This window comes from Agrobacterium sp. 16-2014-1-2a (genome assembly GCF_053522705.1).
In genome coordinates this window covers 46,580-68,523 of record NZ_JBNWBX010000003.1, presented here as the reverse complement: position 1 = coordinate 68,523, position 21,944 = coordinate 46,580, and the positions used below count along the sequence as shown (strand labels likewise).

18 protein-coding genes are annotated in these 21,944 nt (G+C 59.3%); 16 read left to right on the top strand and 2 right to left on the bottom strand.

From position 1 onward, the window contains the following. Nucleotides 1–129: 129 nt before the first annotated feature. Genes ACQZ45_RS11940 through ACQZ45_RS11925 form a run of 4 tightly spaced genes read left to right on the top strand, consistent with a single transcriptional unit; the run spans nucleotide 130 to nucleotide 3,462 of the window. Complete coding sequence (locus ACQZ45_RS11940) at nucleotides 130–1,161, top strand: ABC transporter substrate-binding protein (protein WP_013761640.1); 1,032 nt, start codon at nucleotides 130–132, stop codon at nucleotides 1,159–1,161. Further along, nucleotides 1,158–2,186 (top strand): FecCD family ABC transporter permease, encoded by a 1,029-nt coding sequence (locus ACQZ45_RS11935; RefSeq protein WP_448742256.1) that lies wholly within the window; start codon nucleotides 1,158–1,160, stop codon nucleotides 2,184–2,186. The genes ACQZ45_RS11940 and ACQZ45_RS11935 overlap by 4 nt, the downstream gene beginning before the upstream one ends. Next, nucleotides 2,183–2,983 (top strand): ABC transporter ATP-binding protein, encoded by an 801-nt coding sequence (locus ACQZ45_RS11930; RefSeq protein WP_013761639.1) that lies wholly within the window; start codon nucleotides 2,183–2,185, stop codon nucleotides 2,981–2,983. Before ACQZ45_RS11935 ends, ACQZ45_RS11930 begins: the two co-directional genes overlap by 4 nt. Further along, a complete protein-coding gene (locus ACQZ45_RS11925) occupies nucleotides 2,980–3,462 on the top strand; it encodes a pseudoazurin (protein ID WP_065687784.1) in 483 nt (160 codons plus the stop codon). The genes ACQZ45_RS11930 and ACQZ45_RS11925 overlap by 4 nt, the downstream gene beginning before the upstream one ends. Before the next feature lie 173 nt (nucleotides 3,463–3,635). On the opposite strand, the gene ACQZ45_RS11920 is transcribed toward ACQZ45_RS11925, so the two are convergent. After that, a complete protein-coding gene (locus ACQZ45_RS11920; protein WP_065687783.1) occupies nucleotides 3,636–4,460 on the bottom strand; it encodes a class I SAM-dependent methyltransferase in 825 nt (274 codons plus the stop codon). A 113-nt stretch (nucleotides 4,461–4,573) separates the two neighbouring features. Between ACQZ45_RS11920 and ACQZ45_RS11915 the strand changes: the two genes are divergently transcribed. From ACQZ45_RS11915 to ACQZ45_RS11870, 10 genes are all read left to right on the top strand, one after another. Continuing rightward, entirely contained in the window at nucleotides 4,574–5,707 is a 1,134-nt protein-coding gene (locus ACQZ45_RS11915) for an ABC transporter substrate-binding protein (RefSeq protein WP_003511043.1), read from the top strand. 94 nt (nucleotides 5,708–5,801) lie between these two features. Beyond that, nucleotides 5,802–6,941, top strand: coding sequence for an ABC transporter substrate-binding protein (locus ACQZ45_RS11910; protein WP_065688003.1), 1,140 nt, complete (start codon nucleotides 5,802–5,804; stop codon nucleotides 6,939–6,941). Then, the gene (locus tag ACQZ45_RS11905; RefSeq protein ID WP_065687782.1) at nucleotides 6,938–8,005 is read left to right on the top strand and encodes a FecCD family ABC transporter permease; all 1,068 of its coding nucleotides are present in this window, start codon (nucleotides 6,938–6,940) and stop codon (nucleotides 8,003–8,005) included. The genes ACQZ45_RS11910 and ACQZ45_RS11905 overlap by 4 nt, the downstream gene beginning before the upstream one ends. Next, nucleotides 7,999–8,751, top strand: coding sequence for an ABC transporter ATP-binding protein (locus ACQZ45_RS11900; RefSeq protein ID WP_003511038.1), 753 nt, complete (start codon nucleotides 7,999–8,001; stop codon nucleotides 8,749–8,751). The genes ACQZ45_RS11905 and ACQZ45_RS11900 overlap by 7 nt, the downstream gene beginning before the upstream one ends. Nucleotides 8,752–8,960: 209 nt before the next feature. Further along, entirely contained in the window at nucleotides 8,961–9,461 is a 501-nt protein-coding gene (locus tag ACQZ45_RS11895) for an RNA polymerase sigma factor (protein ID WP_065687781.1), read from the top strand. A 111-nt stretch (nucleotides 9,462–9,572) separates the two neighbouring features. Further along, entirely contained in the window at nucleotides 9,573–10,568 is a 996-nt protein-coding gene (locus tag ACQZ45_RS11890) for a FecR family protein (RefSeq protein WP_448742255.1), read from the top strand. Between the two features lie 148 nt (nucleotides 10,569–10,716). Continuing rightward, a complete protein-coding gene (locus ACQZ45_RS11885; RefSeq protein WP_065687779.1) occupies nucleotides 10,717–13,488 on the top strand; it encodes a TonB-dependent receptor in 2,772 nt (923 codons plus the stop codon). A 105-nt stretch (nucleotides 13,489–13,593) separates the two neighbouring features. Next, complete coding sequence (locus ACQZ45_RS11880) at nucleotides 13,594–14,349, top strand: hypothetical protein (protein ID WP_065687778.1); 756 nt, start codon at nucleotides 13,594–13,596, stop codon at nucleotides 14,347–14,349. 14 nt (nucleotides 14,350–14,363) lie between these two features. Next, entirely contained in the window at nucleotides 14,364–16,211 is a 1,848-nt protein-coding gene (locus tag ACQZ45_RS11875; RefSeq protein WP_065687777.1) for a type I secretion system permease/ATPase, read from the top strand. After that, nucleotides 16,198–17,511, top strand: coding sequence for an HlyD family type I secretion periplasmic adaptor subunit (locus tag ACQZ45_RS11870; protein ID WP_065687776.1), 1,314 nt, complete (start codon nucleotides 16,198–16,200; stop codon nucleotides 17,509–17,511). Before ACQZ45_RS11875 ends, ACQZ45_RS11870 begins: the two co-directional genes overlap by 14 nt. A gap of 33 nt (nucleotides 17,512–17,544) precedes the next feature. Here ACQZ45_RS11870 and ACQZ45_RS11865 read toward each other — a convergent pair whose 3' ends face one another. Then, nucleotides 17,545–19,896, bottom strand: a complete 2,352-nt coding sequence (locus tag ACQZ45_RS11865; RefSeq protein WP_161986913.1) for a helix-turn-helix transcriptional regulator — start codon at nucleotides 19,894–19,896, stop codon at nucleotides 17,545–17,547. A gap of 136 nt (nucleotides 19,897–20,032) precedes the next feature. On the opposite strand from ACQZ45_RS11865, the gene ACQZ45_RS11860 reads away from it, so the two are divergent. Next, entirely contained in the window at nucleotides 20,033–21,061 is a 1,029-nt protein-coding gene (locus ACQZ45_RS11860) for an ABC transporter permease (protein WP_448742254.1), read from the top strand. After that, a complete protein-coding gene (locus tag ACQZ45_RS11855) occupies nucleotides 21,061–21,942 on the top strand; it encodes an ABC transporter permease (protein ID WP_019564714.1) in 882 nt (293 codons plus the stop codon). The genes ACQZ45_RS11860 and ACQZ45_RS11855 overlap by 1 nt, the downstream gene beginning before the upstream one ends. Nucleotides 21,943–21,944 lie beyond the last annotated feature (2 nt).

The window sequence follows — 21,944 nt, the reverse complement described above, 5'->3', positions numbered from 1 at the left end:
ATGACCTTTCCGTCCGCGGAAACGTATTTAGAGTCCCGTTCTCCATCTCCACACTTGTTGTCGCTCTGTCACTACGCGTTTTGACGCGCGGCCTGCGGATCACGCCACTTTATTTAGACTGGAGAACATATGTTTCATTTCAAACGCCTGCCGGTTTCCGCCGGTCTTCTGGCTGTCGCATTAGCGGCCTTGCCCGCCGGTGCCGCTCAGGCTGCCGAAACCGCCTATCCGCTGACGATCAATAGCTGCGGCCACGAAATCACCTTCAAGCAGGCGCCCGCCCGCACAGTATCGGTCGGCCAGAGCACGACCGAGGTTCTCTATCTGCTCGGCGTGGCCGACAAGGTGGTAGGCACGGCGCTGTGGATCGGCCCGGTTCTGAAGGGTTACGAAGACGCCAATGCCAAGGTGGAGCGGCTTGCCGACAATGATCCGAGCTTCGAGGCGGTGGTTGGCAAGAGGCCGGACCTCGTGACGACGCAGTTCCAGTGGCAGATCGGTCCCGAAGGCGTTGTCGGAACACCGGAGCAATTCGCCGAACTCGGTATTCCCGTTTATACTTCGCCTGCCGATTGCATGGGCAAGGACAATTCCGGCGGCGGCGACGGCGTGCGCAAGTCCGTTTTCACCATGGACCTGATCTACCAGGAGGTCCGCGACCTTGCGAAAATTTTCAACGTGCAGGATCGCGGCGAGGAAGTCGTTGCCGACCTGAAAAAGCGTGAGGAAGCCGCCCGCGCCAAGATCGCTTCGGCGAATGGCAAGATTTCAGCAGTCTTCTGGTTCTCCAGCGCTGAGCTGGATATCGATCCTTACGTGGCGGGCCGCAATGGTGCGCCGGGTTACATCATGTCCGCGCTCGGGCTGAAGAACGTTATCGAAAGCGATGAGGAATGGCCGACTGTTGGCTGGGAAACCATCGCCAAGGCCAATCCGTCCGTGATCGTTGCCGGCAAGATGGACCGCCGGCGTTTCCCCGCCGATGACGTCGCCGTCAAGCTCAAGTTCCTCGCTACCGATCCGGTTGCCAGCATCATGCCCGCCGTCAAGGCGGCCCATGTCTTCGAAATGGACGCGCAGGCGATGAACCCGACCATCCGCACGATCGAAGGCATTGAAACGCTGGCCGAGGCGATTTCCACAGCCGGTCTCGCCAAGTGAACGGTCTTTCCGTCAATCTTGGCAGGGCGGGTCTGGCTTTTGCCGCACTCGCCCTGCTGCTCGTCGCGCTGATGGCCGGTGCGGCCATCGGCGAGACTGCCATTCCGTTCGACGTGGTGGCAAAGACCATTGCCAATCGTGTCTTCCATGCGGGTTATCCGCTGGAGCCGCTGGATGAGGGCATCGTCTGGAGTTACCGCCTCAGCCGCGCCGTTGTTGCCGCGTGCTGTGGCGCCTCGCTGGCGCTGGCCGGTGCGGTGCTTCAATCACTTCTGCGCAACCCGCTCGCCGATCCCTATATCCTCGGTATTTCCGCAGGCGCCTCAACCGGGGCCGTGGCCGTGGCGCTTCTGGGCTTAGGGGCGGGGTTCCTGACGATGCCGGCCGGCGCCCTGATCGGGGCTTTTGTGGCTTTTTCGCTTGTCAGCCTTCTGGCGGTGCGGACAGGGCACGGCAACAGCGCCATCATCCTGGCGGGGGTCGCCGGTTCGCAACTGTTCAACGCCATGACGTCGTTCATCGTCACCAAATCCGCCAATGCCGAACAGGCGCGCGGCATCATGTTCTGGCTGCTGGGCAATCTTTCGGGCGTGCGCTGGCCGGATGTCTGGCTGGCTTTGCCCGTCAGTATTGCGGGTCTTGGGGTGTGCCTCTGGTACGCACGCGCGCTTGATGCTTTCGCTTTCGGCGGTCAGGCAGCAGCTTCGCTCGGTATTCCGATGCGCCGGGTCTATGCGGTGCTGATCTCGGTTTCGGCGGTCATGACGGCAGTCATGGTGTCGCTGGTCGGTTCCATCGGCTTCGTCGGTCTCGTCATCCCGCATGCGGCGCGCATCTTCGTTGGCGTTCGCCACGGCATGTTGCTGCCGGTGACGGCCCTGACCGGTGCAATTTTCATGATCATCGCAGATATCCTCTCGCGCACCGTCATTCCGGGGCAGGTGCTGCCGATCGGCGTGATCACTGCGCTGGTCGGCGCGCCCGCCTTCGCCTTCATTCTCGGGCAGAAGAGAGGCCGGTCATGAAATTATCCGCCCACGATCTGCATTTTCATGCCGGCAATCTCGACATCGTGCGCGGGGTTTCGCTGGAGGTCGCCCCGGGCGAGTTTCTGGGTATCATCGGGCCGAACGGTTCGGGCAAAAGCACGCTGCTTTCCATGCTGGCCGGCATTCGCATGCCGCGTCGGGGTCATGTCATGCTTGGTGAGGAACGGCTTGCCACATTCGGGCGGCGCGAACTTGCCCGCAGGCTGGCCTTTGTGGAGCAGCAGGCCGAAACCACCGAGCGCATCAGCGCGCGACAGGCCGTGGAACTGGGGCGCACGCCCTATCTCGGCCCGCTTTCCGCATGGTCGCCAAAGGACGACGCCATCGTCGATGCGGCGCTCGGAAATGTCGATATGGCGGACAAGGCCGAGCGAAACTGGCATCACCTTTCCGGCGGCGAACGCCAGCGCCTGCACATTGCCCGCGCATTGGCGCAGGAGCCGCATATTCTGCTGCTGGACGAACCGACCAACCATCTCGATATCGGCCACCAGATCGGCCTGCTCGATCTGGTGCGCAGGCAGGGACTGACGGTTGTGGCGGCGCTGCATGATCTCAATCATGCCGCCATGTTCTGCGACCGCGTCGCCATCATGCATCGCGGTGAAATGATCGCTGTCGGCCCACCGCGCGAGGTCCTCACCTCTTCGACCATCGCCGATGTGTTCGGGGTGCAATCCGTCGTCACCACGGATGAAAGCGGATTTTCACATATTCGTTTTCTGCCGGCCCACGGTGCGGCCGATCACGCAAGGAAAGCAACGGCACGATGATGAAATTGAAAAGACTTGCAAATCTCCGCTTTTGCGCCCGACAGCTTTGCGTTTCCGCGGGACTTGCCATGGTTGTGGCCACAGGGTTTTCCATTCAAGCCGGAGCCGAGACCTTCGAGGTGAAGATGCTGAACCGTGGCGAAAAGGGCTCAATGGTGTTCGAACCCGATTTTCTGGAGATCGCTCCCGGCGACCGCGTGCGCTTCGTGCCGAGCCACAAGAGCCATAATGCCGCGACGATCGATGGTATGGTTCCCGAAGGTATTGAAGGTTTCAAAAGCCGGATCAACGACGAATTCGAGACCGGCTTCGAAAAGCCAGGCTTTTACGGCATCAAATGCTCGCCGCATTACGGCATGGGCATGGTCATGCTGATTAAGGTGGGGGACGCGGTTTTGCCGCAGAGCTACAGGACGGTAGAGGTCCCAGGCCGGGCGAAGCCGCGCTTTGAGGAGCTATTCGAGCGGGCGGAAAAATGAGGTCCCTGCATCGCGTTTTCATGCGTCATGCCGGACTAGATCCGGCATCCAGCCACGGCGCGTCTGCACCGTGAGAAACTATTATTAAGCGATCAAGGACTTGGTCGCACTGGACCCCGGATCACATCCGGGGTGACGGAGAGCTGGGCGGCAGCTTGGTGGCTTTGGTCGCCCTATCCCTTGCCGGACGTGTGCGGCTTCACAGCGCATACTGCATAACGGTGCTGCAATCCCCGCAAGATGCCTTTCAGCAGACTGAAATTTTTTGCCTGGGCACGATGAATGGCCTGAAGTTCCTGATCGATGGCAACGGGCTCGAAGCCGGTTTCACGCAACAGCGCCGCAACGTCACCAGCTCTTGCACCCTGTGAAAAATAGACCCGCGATAGAATGCTGTTGAAGGTGTTTTCCGGATCCGCCGGCTTGTGCGGCTGGTCCGGCTTCACAAGGCCGATGCTTTCCAGACCCGCCGCCAGCTTCTTGACCAGTCTTTCGCGCCAGCCGGTGTTGACGAAATCGCCATCGACGATCAGCAGGCGTCCGCCGGGTTTCAAGACACGGAACCATTCGGCAAAGCTTGCCTTCGGGTCAACCAGCGTCCAGACCAGATGGCGGGTGATGATGACGTCGGCGCTTTCGTCCGGCTCCATCGTGTTTTCGGCGTCGCCGACAAAAAAGCGGATATTGCGCCCGCGGGTTTTCGCCTTCGCCCTTGCAAGCTCCAGCATGGTTTCCGACCAATCCATGCCGGTGACCTGAAAACCGAGATCGTCCATCAGGTGCGAGATAACGCCGGTGCCGCTGGCCAGATCCAGCGCCTTGCGGCCTTCTCCCTGGCCCAGATGCTTCAAAACCAGCGCGTGCCAGGCCTCGCGCTCTTCTTCGGAGAAAATCTCATGACCCGGGGAAAGGTCGAAAGTCGCGGCGCGGCCGGACCAATAGGTTTTGATTTCGTCTCTCAGACTGTCGTTTTTGCCATAGTGGATAGTGTCGATCATCGGTCTTCAGCTCACATACCGGTCAGTTAAGAATGGCTCTAAAACATAAAACTTGACTAGTATAGTCAGAAAATAATACAGCCGCGCCAGTCAACACTGGAGAGCAATATCCGATGCGCATCTCAGCCAAATCCGCGGCACTTGCCCTTGGCCTTCTCGTATCCGCAGCGTGGCCTGCATTGGCCGAAAAGGTCACCGTCAAGGATGTGACCGGCCGCGACGTGGAAGTCAATGTGCCCGTTTCGCATGTGATCCTCGGCGAAGGCCGTCAGATCTATTTCCTGGCGGCGCTCGACAAGGAAAACCCTTTCCAGCACGTTGTCGGCTGGCGCGACGACCTGGCGAAAGCCGACCCGGAAACCTATGCGGCCTATCTTGCCAAGTACCCTGATATTGCCAAGCTGCCGACCTTTGGCGGCATGAAAGACGGCACCTTCGACATCGAGCAGGCCATTTCGCTGAAGCCAGACGTGATCCTGATGAACATCGACGCGAAGACCGCGACGCAGGAGGCCGGTTACATCGAGAAGCTCGAAAAGGTCGGCATCCCGCTTGTTTACGTCGACTTCCGCGAAAAGCCGATGGAAAACACCGAGCCGAGCATGCGTCTGATGGGCCAGCTGACCGGCAAGGAAAAGATCGCCGAGGACTTCATAAAGTTCCGCGCGGACTCCATCGCCAAGGTCACCGATACGCTCGAAAAGGCCAATCCGAAGAAGCCCGTCGTGTTCGTCGAACGCGCCGGCGGTTATTCCGACGATTGCTGCATGTCCTTCGGCAACGAGAATTTCGGCAAGATGGTCGAACTCGCCGGCGGCATCAACATGGCCAAGGACATCATTCCCGGCACGTTCGGCAACGTCAATCCGGAACAGATCATCGCCTCCAATCCGGAACAGATCATCATCACGGGTGGCAACTGGAACGGTTATGTTCCCGGCGGTAACTGGGTCGGTGTCGGTTATGGCGCGGATATGAAGGAAGCCCACCGCAAGCTTGAAAACCTGACCAAGCGCCCGGCTTTCACCGGGGTACAGGCGGTCAAGAACGGCAATGTCCACGCCATCTGGCACCAGTTCTACAACAACCCATATCAGTTCGTGGCCATTCAGGAAATCGCCAAGTGGCTGCACCCGGACCTCTTTAAGGATCTCGACCCCGAGGCGACCTTCAAGGAGCTGCATGCCCGCTTCCTGCCGCTCGACTACAAGCCCGGTTACTTTGTGTCGCTGAAGGACACGAAATAATACAGGGACGGTGAAGGGGAGCGCCGTCCGATCGATGGATGAAGCCGCAGCCATGCGGCTTCATCATTTTCTTTTGGAACTAAGAGGACTTCTCATGCGGCTTAACGCTCTCAGGCATCTTGCGGTGCTGGCTTTGTCTCTTCTCGCTTTGCCGGCTTATGCCGGAGAAATCACCGATGTCACCGGACGCAAGGTCGAGCTGGACCTGCCTGTCAAACGTGTCATAGTCGGTGAGGCGCGCCAGATCCACGTCATCGCGGCGCTCAAGGGCGACCAGACCTTCGACACCATCGTCGGCTGGCGTGACGATCTCCTCAAGAAGGACCCTGACAGCTACGCCGCCTATGTCGAGCGCTTTCCGCAGATCGAAAAACTGCCGCGCTTCGGTTATGTGCCGCAGGGCGATTTCAGTCTGGAAACGGCCATTACCCTTTCGCCTGACGTGATCACCCTCAATCTGGAAGCGGAAAAATCCGCCAAGGAAAGTGGTTTCGAAGAGAAGGCCGCCGCCGCCGGAATCAAGATCGTCTATCTCGATTTTCGCATCAATCCCGAAAAGAACAGCGAAGCCTCGATTGAAATTCTCGGGAAAATGTTTGGCGCGCAAGAGCGCGCAAAGGAATTCATCGCCTATCGCCGTGCAGAAATCGCCCGCGTGACCGACCGGCTCGCCAGCGTCAAAGACCTGAAGCGTCCCGGCGTCTTCATCGAGCGCGCGCCCGGCATTTCCGGTGAGGACAATTGCTGCCGCACCTTCGGCCCGGTCAATTTCGGCGCAATGGTCGATCTCGCTGGCGGCGATAATATTGCCGACGGCATCATCAAGACGACGTTCGGCGATCTCAATCCCGAGCAGCTCGTCGTTGCCGATCCGGATCATGTCATCGTAACCGGCTCAAACTGGGCGGCTGAATCCGATATCAACCAGTTCGTTCCCGTTGGACGCGGAGCCGACATGGCTCTTTCCCGGAAAAGACTGACAAACCTGATGAGGCGCACGCCGTTTCCGGAACTGAAGGCTGTCAAACAGGGCAATGTCCATGCCGTGTGGCACCAGTTCTACGGCGCGCCCTACGAGTTCTTTCCGATTCAGCAATTCGCCAAGTGGTTCCATCCCGAGCTCTTCGCCGATCTCGATCCCGAGAAGAATTTTGAGGAATTTCACCGGAAATTCCTGCCCGTCACCTACAAGCCGGGATACTTCGCATCCCTCGAAAAAGGTTCGAATGAATGAGTTCGTTGAATGAAAGCGCCGTTGGCGTAAGTGGGCGCGATCAATATCGCGCCCTTGCCGCACGAAGGATCGTTATTCTCTTCGGGCTTTTCATCGCCCTTTGTTTCACTATGGCTGCCGACATGGCACTTGGTCCGGCGCGCTACACGATATCAGAAGTTCTGGCGACGATTGCCGATCCGGCTGCTGCTGCAAACCAGCTTCGGGTGGTGATATGGGATATCCGCATGCCGATTGCGCTGATGGCGGTCACCGTCGGCGCGTCGCTTTCGGTTGCGGGCGCACAGATGCAGACCATCCTGTCCAATCCTCTCGCCAGCCCGTTTACGCTCGGCATTTCGGCCGCTGCCAGTTTCGGCGCCGCGCTGGCCCTTGTTGGCGGCGTTGCGATCTTTCCCGGTGCCGTCCAGTACATGGTGCCGATCAACGCCTTCATCATGGCGATGATTGCCGCCCTGTTCATTCATTTTGCCTCGACGATGCGCGGCGTAACCGTGGAGACTATCGTCCTTCTCGGCATCGCGCTGGTGTTCACCTTCAATGCCGCATTGTCGCTGCTTGAATATCTGGCTTCCGAACAGGCGCTCGCCGCCGTCGTTTTCTGGACCATGGGCAGCCTGACCAAGGCCACGTGGGAAAAGGTCTATATCACCGGTGGTATTCTTCTCGTTACGGTGCCGATGTTCATGCGCAACGCATGGGCGCTGACTGCGCTTCGGCTGGGTGACGACAAGGCAGCCAGCATGGGCATCAATGTGCGTCGGCTGCGGCTGCAGACCATGCTGACGGTCAGCCTTCTGGCCGCGATTCCGGTTTCTTTCGTTGGTACCATCGGTTTCGTCGGGCTTGTCGGCCCGCACATAGCCCGCATGGTGGTGGGCGAAGATCAGCGGTTCTTCCTGCCGGGCTCGGTGATCTGCGGGGCGCTGCTGCTGTCGGCAACCTCTGTCATCAGCAAGATACTCATTCCCGGCGCAATTCTGCCAATCGGCGTCATCACGGCGCTGGTTGGCGTACCGTTCTTTTTCGCGCTCATTTTCGGCAACAGGAGACGCGCATGGTAGCGCTCGCATTGAAGGATGTCGGCGCTGCCTACGGCCGCACGACTGTTCTCTCCAAGGTCGGCATCGATACGCTGGAAAGCGGCAGTGTCACGGCGGTCATTGGCCCGAACGCTGCCGGCAAGTCCACGCTTTTCAAGCGCATCGCCAGCCTGATCTCCGGTCCCGGGCTTGTCGAGTTGTCAGATACGGCACGCGGCAACCGGGCCATCTGCTACATGCCGCAGGACACCGGCGCCAACGCCGTGCTGACGGTTTACGAATCCGTGCTTCTGTCCGCCAAGCAGGGCGGCGGGTGGCGTGTTCACGACGATGAGCTGTTTGAGATCGACGCCATTCTCAAGGCGCTGAAAATCCACGATCTCGCCTTCCGGGGGCTCGGCGAATTGTCTGGCGGTCAGCGGCAGCTTGTGTCCCTGGCGCAGGCGCTGGCCCGCAAGCCGGAGGTGCTGTTGATGGACGAGCCGACATCTGCTCTCGACCTCCACCGGCAGGTCGAGGTTCTGGGGTTTGTGACCGACCTTGCCCAGAAGACTGGCATGATCGTGCTGATCGCCCTGCACGACCTCAATCATGCGCTTCGTTATTGCGAGAATACGATGGTGATCGCGCGCGGCGAAATGGTGGTGAGCGGCAGCACCGAGACGGTGATAACCCCGGCCATGCTGCGCGATATCTACCGCATCGATGCGCGCATCGAACCCTGTTCGCAGGGCAGGCCGATGGTAATAGTCGACGGCGCAATCTGACGCTATCACAGGACCCGGCCGCGCCTGCCGCCGGGTCTGCGAGTCTCTGGCTGTTGCAGGGCCCGCGACCGCACAAATTCTTGATAATAATAGTCATGAAATAGCTGTTCGGTCGAGAGTTTGGGTGCTAGAGGTTTAGACGGGAAAACTGCTTTGTCGTTTGGGGGCTTGCAGTTTCGTTTATCCTTGAAATTTCTCTCGGTTGAGACATGGGCATACGGGAAGATGACAAGCGTTATAACGCTTACGTCGCGCACAGGGTTGACCTGATCAAATACGCCGCGCTTATTTTAGGGTCGCGGGCGGACGCGGAGGACGTGGTTCAGGAGGCATTCCTGAAATTCGTTCCCGAAGGTTCCGGCAATCCTTCCAACCTCAAATCCTATCTTTTCCGCATCGTCCGCAACCTCGCCCTCGATAATCGCCGCCGCAACCGGCAGGACCTGCGGGAGCGGCCCGACGATACCCCGTTCTGGGGCGTACCGCAGGGTCACGGCACACCAGAAGAGCATGCCCTGTTCTGCGACGAGGTCCGGCAGATGCAGACTATTTTGGCCTCTCTGCCGGTCCAGGCGCGTGTGGCATTGGAAATGCATAGATTTGGCGGCTACAATATGGAAGAGATCGCCCGTCACCTCGGCGTATCCGTGGCTAGCGCCCACCGTCTGATTAAGAGTAGTATTGCCGCCATTACCAAAGAAATGCAGTAAAATAGCCTTTATTGTTTCATCTTGTGAAAAAAAGTTCTCCCTCAAACGTCTTTAAAGCAACACGGAAGACGAGGCATCTCCTCCGCCCAGTCAAAGGAACTGACCGGCTCAATGACAATTGATCCCGATAAAAAAATAACATTGCCGACCCGGAAGGCGGAAGAGGCTGCCGACTGGCTGATACGCCTGCAGACGGGTTCGGCGGAACCGCGGCTGAAGGCGGAATTTGATCGATGGTTGGCTGCTTCGCCGGCAAATCGTCTGGCCTGGGAGCGGACATGCAAGACTTGGCGCAATCTCGGTCTGGTCGAGCCGGGTTTAAAGAGCCTCTGGGAAGACGCGGAGCACCTGCCTGGCGTTGCCGGAAAACAGGCATCGCGACGGCGCTGGTCCTTGCGGCATTATGCCGGCATGGCGGTGGCAGCAGTGTCTCTCTGTCTTGCGGTGCTGTTCGTTCCCACGCTTTTCGTCCATATCAAGGCCGAATATCAGACCAGTACCGCAGAGAGCCGCACCATAACCCTTGAAGACGGCAGCAGGGTGCAGCTTGCCGCGGCAAGTGCGCTTACCACTGATTTTGCCAATGGCCGCCGTAATGTGAAGGTGCTGAAGGGCGAAGCTTTTTTTGATGTCGTGCCGGATAGCGACCGTCCCTTTGTCGTGGAGGCGAAAAACCTGACCGTCCAAGTGCTTGGCACGGCTTTCGATGTCGACATGACGGATGGCGTGACGCAAGTCGCGCTTGCGCATGGTTCCGTGGAAGCTTCCTTCCGCAACGCGCCACCAACGCGGCTGGTGCCGGGTGAGATGCTGGTTGTCGACGCCTCCGGTACAATCCGGAAAGAGACCGTTCCCGTCGAGGATATTGGTGGCTGGCGCAACGGCGAGCTTTACGTTGTGGATGCGACGATCGGTTCTGTCGTCGAGCAAATCCAGCGGTATCATCCCGCATGGCTGACGATGGCGGACAAGACGCTTGCAGAGCAGCGTGTGACTGGCTTCTACAATCTTCGCGATCCGGACCGTGCGCTGGAAGCATTGGTGGAACCCTATAAGGGCAAGGTGCATGCAATTGCCAATACCGCCCGCATCATCACCCGTTTCTGAAGCGCCATAAAACAAAAAATCGTATTTATTTTCAGTCGTTTATAAAAAATTCTCCGAAACCCTGAAAAAAACTGCCGAGGCAATCGTCTTTTTGTTGAGTAATCCGGTCAAGATATAGCCGGAGCGAAGACAGGAAGACAAAAGCAGTATGCGCCTCCAGATACGTATGAACGGTTCAGGGAAAAACGCGGCAAAGCCGGCACGTATGACCGTGCTTTTGGCGACAACGGCGGTGGTCGTTTCTATGTCGGTACCGGCTTTTGCGCAGAGCGGACCGAATGCCGCCAATGGTCAGCGCTCCGGTGGCGAGCAGGGTGCAACGCGGCCTTTTAATATTCCCGCCCAGCCGCTGTCCTCCGTTGTCGGCGTTTTCGGGCGGCAATCCGGTCTGCAGGTTACGCTTGCCACGCCGTCCGCCGGCAATGTGCGCACCAATGCCGTTACCGGCAGTTTTACGGTGCGGGATGCGCTGTCCCGGCTTCTGGCCGGCACGGGCGTGAATTTCCGGTTTACCGGAAGTGGCAGAACCGTCGTCATCGGCTCGGGGCAGGCCGCTGCCGATCTTTCCGGGGCGGAAGGCACTACCGTTCTGGAAGAAATTACAGTGACCGGAAAAACCGGACGCAATTCCATTGCTGGCACCGGTTATCAGGGAACGCCCGACTGGGTTTATGAAACACCCGCCAGTGTCAGCGTCGTCAGTCGCGAGGCGATCCAGTCCGCTGGCGTGCGCAACACGCGCGATGTCTTCAACCGCGTCTCCGGCGTCTATGCCGGTGAGGGCAACGGCAGCTTCCCTACCGTTTCGCCCAATATACGTGGCTTGCAGGAAAGCGGCCGCGTGGTCGTCTCCATTGATGGTGCGCGGCAGAATGCGCAGCGTGGCGCAGCTTTCGGCGGGGCCACGAGTTACACCGCGAGCGCCGGGCAGGGTTACGTTGATGTTGCCTTTATCCGTGCTGTCGAGATCGAGAAAATAACCAATGCGAGGTCGGGTAACGCGGGTTCGCTTGGCGGGAAGGTCGAGTTCCGTACCGTCAGCGCCGCCGATCTGATCCCCGAGGGTGCGAACAAGGGGGCTGAGGTGAATGTCTCCCGTGGCACCAATGGTTACGATTTTCAGGGTTCGGTTCTGGCCGCAGTTCGTGAGCCGAATGGCCCTCTCTCCTTTGTTGCCGGTTACAGCCGCACGATCATGGATGAATACAAGATCGGAACCAAGGGTGAGGCCCAAAGCACCGCTTTGACGATGAAGGATCTGCTCGGCAGGGACGGTTGGTCGACCTTTTTCAAGGGCGAAGGTGACTTCGGGGATGTGCAGACTTCGTTGTCATGGATGCATCAGCAGAATGATTTTGTTCAGGGTGCGTCCACCGTGGTCGACAGGGAAAGTGTACGCAACGACAGCGTCGTCGCGAAGCTGGACTGGGACCCCGAAAGCGAACTCATCGATTTCAAATCGTCGTTGTGGCTGAACGACAATATGACGCACGAGTTGCGATCGGCGCGCACTTATGCGGTGGAGACCAATCTAGATATGGGCCTGCGCAGCTTCGGTGGCAACTTGGAAAATACCAGTCGTTTCGACACCAAGGCGGGTGCGCTCAGCCTAAATTATGGGGCCGAAGCCTTCCGGGATATAGCCACATCCGTTGCTATGAGCTCCAAGATCAAGGAAAACCCCTCCTTTGCTACCAGCTACACGGCTTTCAGCCCCGCCGGGCGGCGCGATGTCGCGAGCCTGTTTTTAAACGGTGAGCTGGAGCCGGCGGATTGGATCACGCTAAGTGGCGGCGTGCGTTACGACTGGTCACGCCTGAAGGGATCGGCGACTTATTACAGTACCCGCAGCTATCTCGTAGACACCTCTGTCCCCTGCGATCCAGTCGGCAACCATTACACACCTCTCGACTATTTCAATCAGGTGTTCCTTCCCGCCAACCCGTCCTGGACTGCGCGCTACGCGCTTTATCTGGCGCGTGCCTGGCCTAATGCTTCGGCAGGTTGCATGCCTGGAACTGGCACAATTACGCCACCGATACCCGTTACCGACTACCCGGAGCACAATGTCGATATCGATCGCACCTACAGTGCCTGGCTACCCTCCGCCACGATTGAACTGAAACCCGTCGACTGGTTCCGTCCCTATGTGAGCTATTCCCAAAGCCTGCGTCCGCCGACAATTCTCGAGGCTCTCTTTGCCGGTGCCCGTCCGGGGGACAGCCCCGGATATGAATATGCCCCGAACACATCCCTGCGGGCCGAAAAAGCCACCACTTACGAAATCGGCGCGAATATGAGCTTTGACGGCGTGCTGCTGGACAACGATTCCGTCCGCATCAAAATGGCCGCCTTTCGCCGTGAGGTGAAGGATTACATCGCTCTCGGTTATCTCGTCACGGATCAGGTGGCGGATCGGACCTATACCAGCTTCGTCAATCTCGATGGCACGACCTATATGCGCGGCCTTGAATTCGAGGGCAATTACGATGCGCGAAGCTTCTGGCTTGGTGGCTCAGCGACGCTGCTGAAGACCGATTGGCCGGACAAAACCCAGGTTTTCTCTAACGGCACGACCACGACAAGCGGCGAGATCGTCGCATGGCCGGGTGACGTTGCACCCAAGGTGAAGCTGACGCTCGATGGCGGCATGCGTTTCTTCGAGGAAAAATTCTCTATGGGCGCACGGCTCAACCATGTCACGCCGACGCAATCGCGGACGCTCGATACGGAGGGTAATCTGCGGGAGGTAACCGATCCCTACACGACGGTGGACCTATACGGCTCCTATACCTTCAACGAAAAGGCGACGCTTCGTTTCGCGGTCAACAACCTGACCGACCGCAAATACATCCCGGCAGCCAGTGCCTATACCGCGCCGGGCCGCACATTTATCGCAACGATGAACGTGAAGTTCTGATGCGCGGAAGAAATTCTCCGGGCTGGGGTTGCAGCCCGTCCCGGAGATGAAACGCCTTCGTCACATGACAAAGGTATCCCTATTGGCCAGCAAAGGAGTACACCTATGGCTACCACAATTCAACTGACGCAGTCTTCCTCCGACCTGATCGGTTACCTCAACGGTTGGACGAGCGGTTTCGGTTCGACCTATGGTGCGTTCTACGACGCTCAGACCAGCTCTCTCGCCACTACCACTATCGATCCGAACACGACCTATGAGGCGTGGGGCGATGGCAGCAACGGTGGCAAGGGCATTGTCATGAGCGGTGCCCTGCAATACTCCCAGGGCAACCTGACAGGTTCGGTCGACAGCATCGTTCTCGGCACCGGCTACAGCCAGTCCACTAGCGGCATCGCCGTCAGCCAGCAGGAACTGTTGATCGATCCCGACGGCTCCTACTCGCTCGCAGGCGCTCGCGATCTTCTCGATCTCGCCGTTTACCAGCTTGCCCGTTTCGGCTCTCTGTCCGGCTTCTATGACTACTTCGCGGCCACCGGCACGGTGATCGAGGATACGGCCGCTTCCAATACCCTGACGGGCTTTGCCGGCGCGGACACCTTCCTATTCTCCGGCGGCAATGACGTCGTGAACGCCGGCCCGACCGGAACCTACGGTTATCAGGATGGTACGGATACGCTTGATGTTTCCGCTTGGGGTGCAACTTCGGTGAATGATTTGTTGTGGTATAACGATAACGGAAATGCCGTTATCCTTTCGGCAGCAGACACGTCCGTATCCATCACGCTCAACGGTGTCGATGCAAGCGTACTGGACGCATCGGACTTCATTTTCGCCAGCGCATCGGCGCTTGCCGCTTAAAGGAAAATCAGGCTGTGGGCTTTCAAAACCACCAGCAGACACCGCCGCAGTCCCTCACTGCGGCGGTTGTTTCGCCCCTTAAAAGCACGTTTTTCGGTGTGGCGCTCGTCAGCGGTGTGGTCAACATCCTGGCGCTGACGTCGCCCCTGTTCATGCTTCAGGTTTACGACCGGGTGCTGGCCAGCGGCAGTTTGCCGACACTTGTCGGGATCGCCATTCTTGCGCTCGGCCTCTATGGCTTCCAGTGCCTGCTCGACATCATCCGCGCCCGGGTCCTGATCCGTATCGGCGAGGACTTCGACATGCGCTATTCCGGCAAGGTGCATGATGCGGTGGTGCGCCTGCCGCTCGTCAACCGTATGCCGGGGGACGGCCTGCAGCCGCTGCGCGATCTCGACAACGTGCGCGGTTTTCTTTCCGGCACGGGGCCCACCGCCTTTTTCGATCTGCCTTGGATGCCGCTCTACCTTGGCATATGTTTTCTGTTCCATTTCTGGATCGGCGTGACGGCTCTTGCCGGTGCCGTTCTGCTTATATCCCTGACCATCTTGACGAATATGTTCTCTCAGAAGCCGATCCGCGACACCATGGTCGAAAACATGGCGCGCAACCGGCAGCTGGAAGCCTCGCGCCGCAACGCCGAAGTCGTGCAGGCCATGGGGCTCGGCGGCCGGCTTGGCAAACGCTGGCAAATCTCCAACGAGGCTTATCTCGCCGCCAACCGCAAGGCGGGCGACGTGGCCGGCGGCCTCGGCAATATCGCAAAATCCCTGCGGATCGTGCTGCAATCGGCCATTTTGGCGGTCGGCGCATGGCTGGTCATTCAGCAGGAGGCCTCAGGCGGCGTGATGATCGCCAGTTCGATCATGATGGGTCGGGCTTTGGCGCCCGTCGATCTTGCAATATCCAACTGGAAGTCCTTTGTTGCCGCCCGCCAGAGTTGGGCGCGGCTAAGGGAGCTTTTTGCGCAGATGCCGGTAACGGCGACCGCAATGGCACTGCCGAAGCCTGAGAGAGAGTTGAAAGTCGAAAACGTCACCATCATTCCGCCGGGAGAGAGAAAACCGACCGTCGCGGGCCTTGGTTTCGTCATGACCGCCGGGAATGCGCTCGGTGTCATCGGCCCGTCCGGCTCGGGAAAATCCACCCTCTCGCGCATTCTCACCGGAGCCTGGACGCCCGCCGCCGGCAAGGTGCGGCTTGATGGTGCGAGCTTCGATCAATGGGATCGCGAAGCCCTCGGCCGCCATATCGGTTATCTGCCGCAGGGCGTGGAGCTTTTCGACGGCACGATCGGCGAAAACATTTCCCGTTTCGAGGACAATCCCGATCCCGACGCAATCATTGCCGCTGCGAAAGCCGCCGGTGCGCACGACCTGATCCTGCGCTTCGAAAAGGGGTATGACAGCGATATAGGTGAGGCCGGTTCCGCGCTTTCGGCAGGACAACGCCAGCGTATCGGTCTCGCGCGTGCGCTTTATGGCGATCCCTTCATCGTCGTGCTGGACGAGCCGAATGCCAATCTCGATGCAGAGGGCGAGGCCGCCGTCGTCAGGGCGATCGCGTCGGTCAAGGCGCGCAACGGTATCGCCATCGTCGTCGCGCATCGGCCCAGCGCGATCGGTGCCGTCGATTTCATTCTGATGATGGAGGAGGGGCGGATGAAGGCCTTCGGTCCGCGCGACGAGGTTCTCTCGAAAGTGCTGCGCACTCCGAATGCTCAAGCGGCGAAAGGTTTCACCGCATCCGCGCACACGGTTTCACCATTGCGTGTCGTCGCGAATACCCAACCTAAGACGGTGGCGGTGGAAGAGAGCGGCGAGGAGAACAGGCAGGAAGGAGATACGGATGTCAAAAATTGACCAGCGCACGCAGGTGTCCCGCTCTATCCGCAAACATCTTCTTGCCGGTCTTGCCGCAAGCGCCGCACTGCTGGCCGGCGTCGGCGGATGGGCAGCGACGACAAATCTTGCTGGCGCGGTCGTCGCGTCCGGTCATCTTGTGGTCGATTCCTATATCAAGAAGGTACAGCACCCCAAGGGTGGCGTCGTCGGTGAAATTCTGGTGAGCGAAGGTGGCAGGGTAAAGGCCGGCGACGTCGTCATGCGTCTCGACGCCACCCAGACCCGCGCTAATCTCGCCATAGTGACCAAGCGGCTGGATGAGCTGAGCGCGCGCATGGCAAGGCTGGAGGCCGAACGGGACGATCTGCCGGAACTCGTTTTTCCACAGGCTCTGGTGGCGCGCAAGGACGATCCCGATGTCGCTTCCGCAATGCGCAGCGAAACCAGGCTGTTCGAATTCCGCAAATCCTACCGTGAGGGGCGCAAAGCGCAGCTTGTGGAGCGTATCACCCAGTTCGAACATGAAATCGAAGGGTTGAGGGCACAGGAAGTCGCCTACGACAACGGGCTTGCGGTTTTGCAGGCTGAGATAACCTCGCAGAAGTCCTTACGGGAGCAGGGCATCGTGTCCGTGCAGCGGCTGAACAGCCTGCAGACCCAGGCCGCGACATTTGGCGGTGAGCGTGGCGAAAAAATCGCCTATCAGGCGCAGACGGCGGGCAGGATCACCGAAACGAAACTGCAGATCCTGCAGATCGATCAGGAATTGCGCACCGAAGTGGGCCGGGAAATGCGCGAGATACAGGCGCAGACGGGTGAATATGTTGAGCGGAAGGTCGCTGCGGAGGACGAGCTGAAGCGCATCGATATCATCGCGCCGCAATCCGGCATGGTGCATGAAATGGCGGTGCATACAGTGGGCGGCGTGGTGACGCCGGCCGACCCGATCATGCTCATCGTGCCTGATGGGGACGAACTGGCGCTCGAGGTGCAGATTGTGCCGAAGGATATAGACCAGTTGCAGGTAGGGCAAAAAGCGATGCTGCGGATGACCGCGTTCAACCAGCGCGTCACGCCGGAACTGGAAGGCCATGTCAGCCGCATCGCCGCCGATATCACCACCGACCAGAGGACCGGCCTCTCCTATTATCTGGCGCGGATTTCCATACCGGTTGCCGAGCGGGAAAAGCTGAACAATGCGCCGCTGATGCCGGGCATGCCCGCCGAGGCCTTCATCCAGACCAGCGAGCGCACCGCGCTGTCCTATATCGCCAAGCCGCTGACGGACCAGATCAACCGCGCCTTCCGGGAAGAGTAGCTGGCTTTTCTGATCGGCAGTCACGACTTGAGATCAAAGCCAGCCCAGCGCTTTCGCTGCGCGGATCGCTTCCGCGCGGCGTTTGCAATCCAGCTTGCGGAACAGGTTTCCGAGATGGAATTTTACCGTCACTTCCGAGATGTTGAGGGTCTGCGCGATCTTCTTGTTCGACATGCCGCTGGCCAGCAATTGCAGCATCTGTGCTTCCCGCTGTGAAAGCCCGCCATGCAGGGCGCGTGCCTGCGGCGAGTTGACCGAGGCGGCGAAAATCGACAGCGCGTTCCGGACATCGGAAGAGGTTTCGATGAAACCGCGGATACGGCGATTGTTCAGAAGCGGCGACAGGAATATGCGCTCCTCCGACAGGACGCCGTTGCAGCCAAGGCGCGTCGCCGATTCAAGTGCGTTGAGGATATGGGCGCGGGCGCCGGCACTGTCACGACGCTGGTGTGCGGCATAGCTCTGCCATATTCTGAGCGCGACCTTTTCGCGGTTGGTGACCTTGGGGTTGGCGATCATTGCATCCATCTGCCGGGCGAGATAGGCGCGCGGCGTGAAAAGATGTACCGCGTCGCGGAGCCAGGCCATCACATAGGCGATTTCGTCGCGCCGCGTGAGCCGGGCAAGGTCCTCATTTGCGCTCTCCACCCAGTTGCGACCCATCGGCATGCGAATTGCCGATAGCGTTGCTGCCGCATCCGCCCAGCGGTTGGCGTTCTGGTAGGCGATGGCCGTTCTGATCTCCATCATCGCATGGAATTGCAGCCCTTCCGAAAGGTGAATCCACAGGCCGTCGAGAAAGCCCGGACGAACGGTCATCGGAAAATGATCGATCAGCACCTGCGAGGCATAATGCAGGGCAAACTGCATCAGGCTCGGCCATATCTCGGAGGCGGCGAAGTGGTCGAATTCATGCTCGACGAAGTGCAACAGGTCGCGCGGTTTTCCCGCCTCATAGGCAAGGCAGGCTTCCGCCAGCCGCAGCATTCGGAACTCCTGCGCGGCGTCGTGTGGCACCTGTTCCAACCTCGTGCGCGCATCCTGTGCCGCGCGACGGGCCAAGAGCACATCACCGCTCATCAGTCGCAGGACGATCTGGTGCAGATGGATGAAGAATTCGAGCAGCGGCTGCCCGCCCATCTTGCGCAGATAGATAAGCGCGCGGGCGGCAGCGGCCTCGGCCTCGCGAAAATTACGGCGGCGGATTTCGAATTCCAGCAACGCATTGTAATAGGCCGCCCATTTGCCGTGATCGTCCATGGGGTAATCGGCCATGAATTCCCCGAGGCGCGTTATCACAGCGTCATTGGGGGTCAGGTCCTCGGCAATCATCAGGTTCAGCCGGAAGGTGCGGGCGGCAAAGGAAAAACGCGAACCGCGGGCAAGCACCTTGAGTGGATCGAGATAATCCGAACCCAGGCTCTTGCCAAGCAGATGGCGCACGCGTTGCAATTCGCCCTGTTTCAGCAATGCGCGGGTGACGGCGAAGAGGACTGTTTCATTCGCCGCGATCATGTCCTGCGAAAACCGCATGATGATCTCGCGAAATCTGTCGACGCTGCTTCGGTAGATCAGTTCGCGCCCATGGGCGCGTTCTAGGATTTGCGCGGCGTGGGTCTCATAACCGCGGTCAAGCAACATGGCCATTGCCGCAAGCGCCCGCCCTTCCTTCTCGAATGCGGAAGCGACCTCTACCACTGCCCTGCCAGCCTGTAATGTGGCGAGACGTTCTCCCGCTGCCACGGTCAGAAGCCTTATCAGTGTGCCGTGTTTTTCCGGGTTTGCGATCAGGAAGGGCGGCAGAAGTTCTGCCCATTCAGCGTCGGGTTCTGCCGAGGGATTTTCCAGCCAGAGCGAAAGCGCGACCGTCTGGGCCGGTGACAGATGCGGCAGATAATTTTCCCGCAGATAGTCAACGCATAGTTTTTCGTCGGCGAGGCGAGCGAGAGACAGAAAGGCCGGCCACCCCGCATAATCATCGAGCGCCAGACGCTTCTGTTCTGTTGGAAGGCCCGCGGTCTCATCTTGGCCAAAGGCCAGTTCATTTGCTCCGATCGTCAGCGAACCACGATGCAATATTTGCCGCGCCAGCCCGCTGATACGTTGATCCGGACGGCAGGCGATGACCACGAAACGCACGGTTTCCAGAATAGGGGCGGGCATGCGGACCGCGCGTGCGAAGACCGGCACATCCCATAGCAGACAGCCTTTTGCCGCCTCATCACTTCTGGGCTGGTGCGTCCGGCATACCTCGGTCCCCAGCTCTTGTGCCAGCAAGTCCATAAGAACGCTTTTCCCGGCGCCCGCCGGCGCGCGCAGAAAGATCACGCCTGCGGTTTCGCTGGCGATACGGCGGCAGAGTGTGGTGCGCGGCAGAAGCGTCATTCAGACAGGGATAGGAGATCTTAATTCAAAAACCTATACTCATTTATCAAAAAACTATACCTTTCTGAGATTGTTCAAAAGGACATGTGGTGAAAACTTGTGCTCAGGAAACTGATGCACAAGGAACGGTCCACCGATGCAGCAACATCCGCTGGTCGCGATTTTGAACAGGCTCGGCGCTTTCGTACTGGTCATGATCGCCCTGTCCATCATGATTTTTGCTCTAGCCCGTGTGGTGCCGGGTGATCCCGCCCGCATGGCGCTCGGCCCTGCGGCAACACAGGAACAAGTTGATGCGCTGCGCGGCGAGATGGGTCTCGATAAGCCGCTCTCCGCCCAATACCTCGACTACATCGGCAACGCCCTGCACGGTGACCTGGGCTTCTCGCTGGTTTCCCAGCGCCCCGTCACCACCGATCTGGCCCAGACCGTTCCTGCGACCGTCGAACTGGTTCTGGTCTCAGTCATCTTCATGTTTGCCGTCGCCATCCCGCTCGGCGTCATCACGGCGCATTACCGCGACCGTCCGCTCGACCATATCGGCCGTATCCTCTCGCTCACCGGCGTGACGATCCCGAGCTTTTTGTTTGCCATCACGCTGCAATTGCTGGCCGCTCGCTTTCTCTCCGGCTGGCCGATCATCGGTAGGATCGATCACTCACTTGTCTGGCAGGGTGGCCCGACGGGCTTCATCCTGATCGACGGTACGCTTGCCGGACGGTTCGATGTAGTGCTGGATGCGCTGAAGCACCTTGCGCTGCCGGCCTTTGCGCTCTCCATGGCCGGTATCGGCCAGATCACCCGCATCACGCGTTCCTCGATGATCGAGAACCAGCGCAAGGATCACGTGCTCACCCTGCAAAGCTTCGGCGTGCCGGAGCGGGTCATCATCTTCCGTTATCTGCTGAAGCTTTCCTCCATCGCGCCGCTGACGATCATGGGGCTCGAATTCGCCTCGCTGATCGGCAATGCCTTCGTGATCGAAATGGTCTTCGCCTGGGGCGGATTCGCGTCCTACGGGCTGAACGCCATCCTTCAGAAAGACCTCAATGCCGTGACTGCCGTGGTGCTGGTGGCCGGCCTGTTCTTCATCGTTGCGAACCTGATCGTTGATGTCCTGATCTCGATCATCGACCCGCGCCTGCGCCGCAAGGAGGCTCGCTGATGGCTGATATGAAAATGCTCGAACCCACCGATCGGGGCTTAAGCGCCGGTTACATGATGTGGTACCGCTTCAGCCGCAATCCGGCAGCGGTCATCGGTTCGCTGATCCTGTTGTCGGTGCTGGTTCTGGCGATCTTTGCGCCCTGGCTTACACCCTATCCCAAACATATCGGCGCGGTCGTCGATTTCCGTGCCCGCCACATGCCGCCGGATCTGGAGCACTGGTTCGGAACCGACAAGGCCGGACGCGACATCTTTTCCCGTACTGTCTTCGGGCTCAGGGTCTCGCTTCTTCTCGTCATCGGCGTGCTCGGCATCTCGGTCCCGGTCGGCACTGTGCTTGGCCTGGTCGCCGGTTATTTCGGCGGCTGGACCGAGAAAATCATCAGTGGCCTGACGAATGTGATGCTGGCCATGCCGCCCCTCGTCATGGCGCTGGCGGTCTCCAACCTGCTGGAACCCACCTTGATGAACGCCATGATCGCGATCACGCTTCTATGGTGGACCTGGCATGCGCGGCTGATCTATTCGGTGTCGAAATCCATCGCATCCGAGGACTACATCGAAGCGGCACGTCTTGCAGGTGCGGGTCCGCTGCACATTCTCTTTCGCGAAATTCTGCCCAATTGCGTCTCGGTCATATCAGTCAAGACGACGCTGGATGCGGCATTCGTCATCCTCTTTGGCGCGACGCTGAGTTTCCTCGGTTTCGGCGTCAAACCGCCAACTCCCGATCTCGGCTCAATGGTTGCCGATGGGCGCCAGTTCATGCCGGATTTCTGGTGGGAAGTCCTCTGCCCCGGCGCGGCCGTGCTTTACGTGACGCTGGGTTTCAATCTGCTGGGCGACGGCCTGCGTGACATGTTCGACGTGGAAAGCTAAAG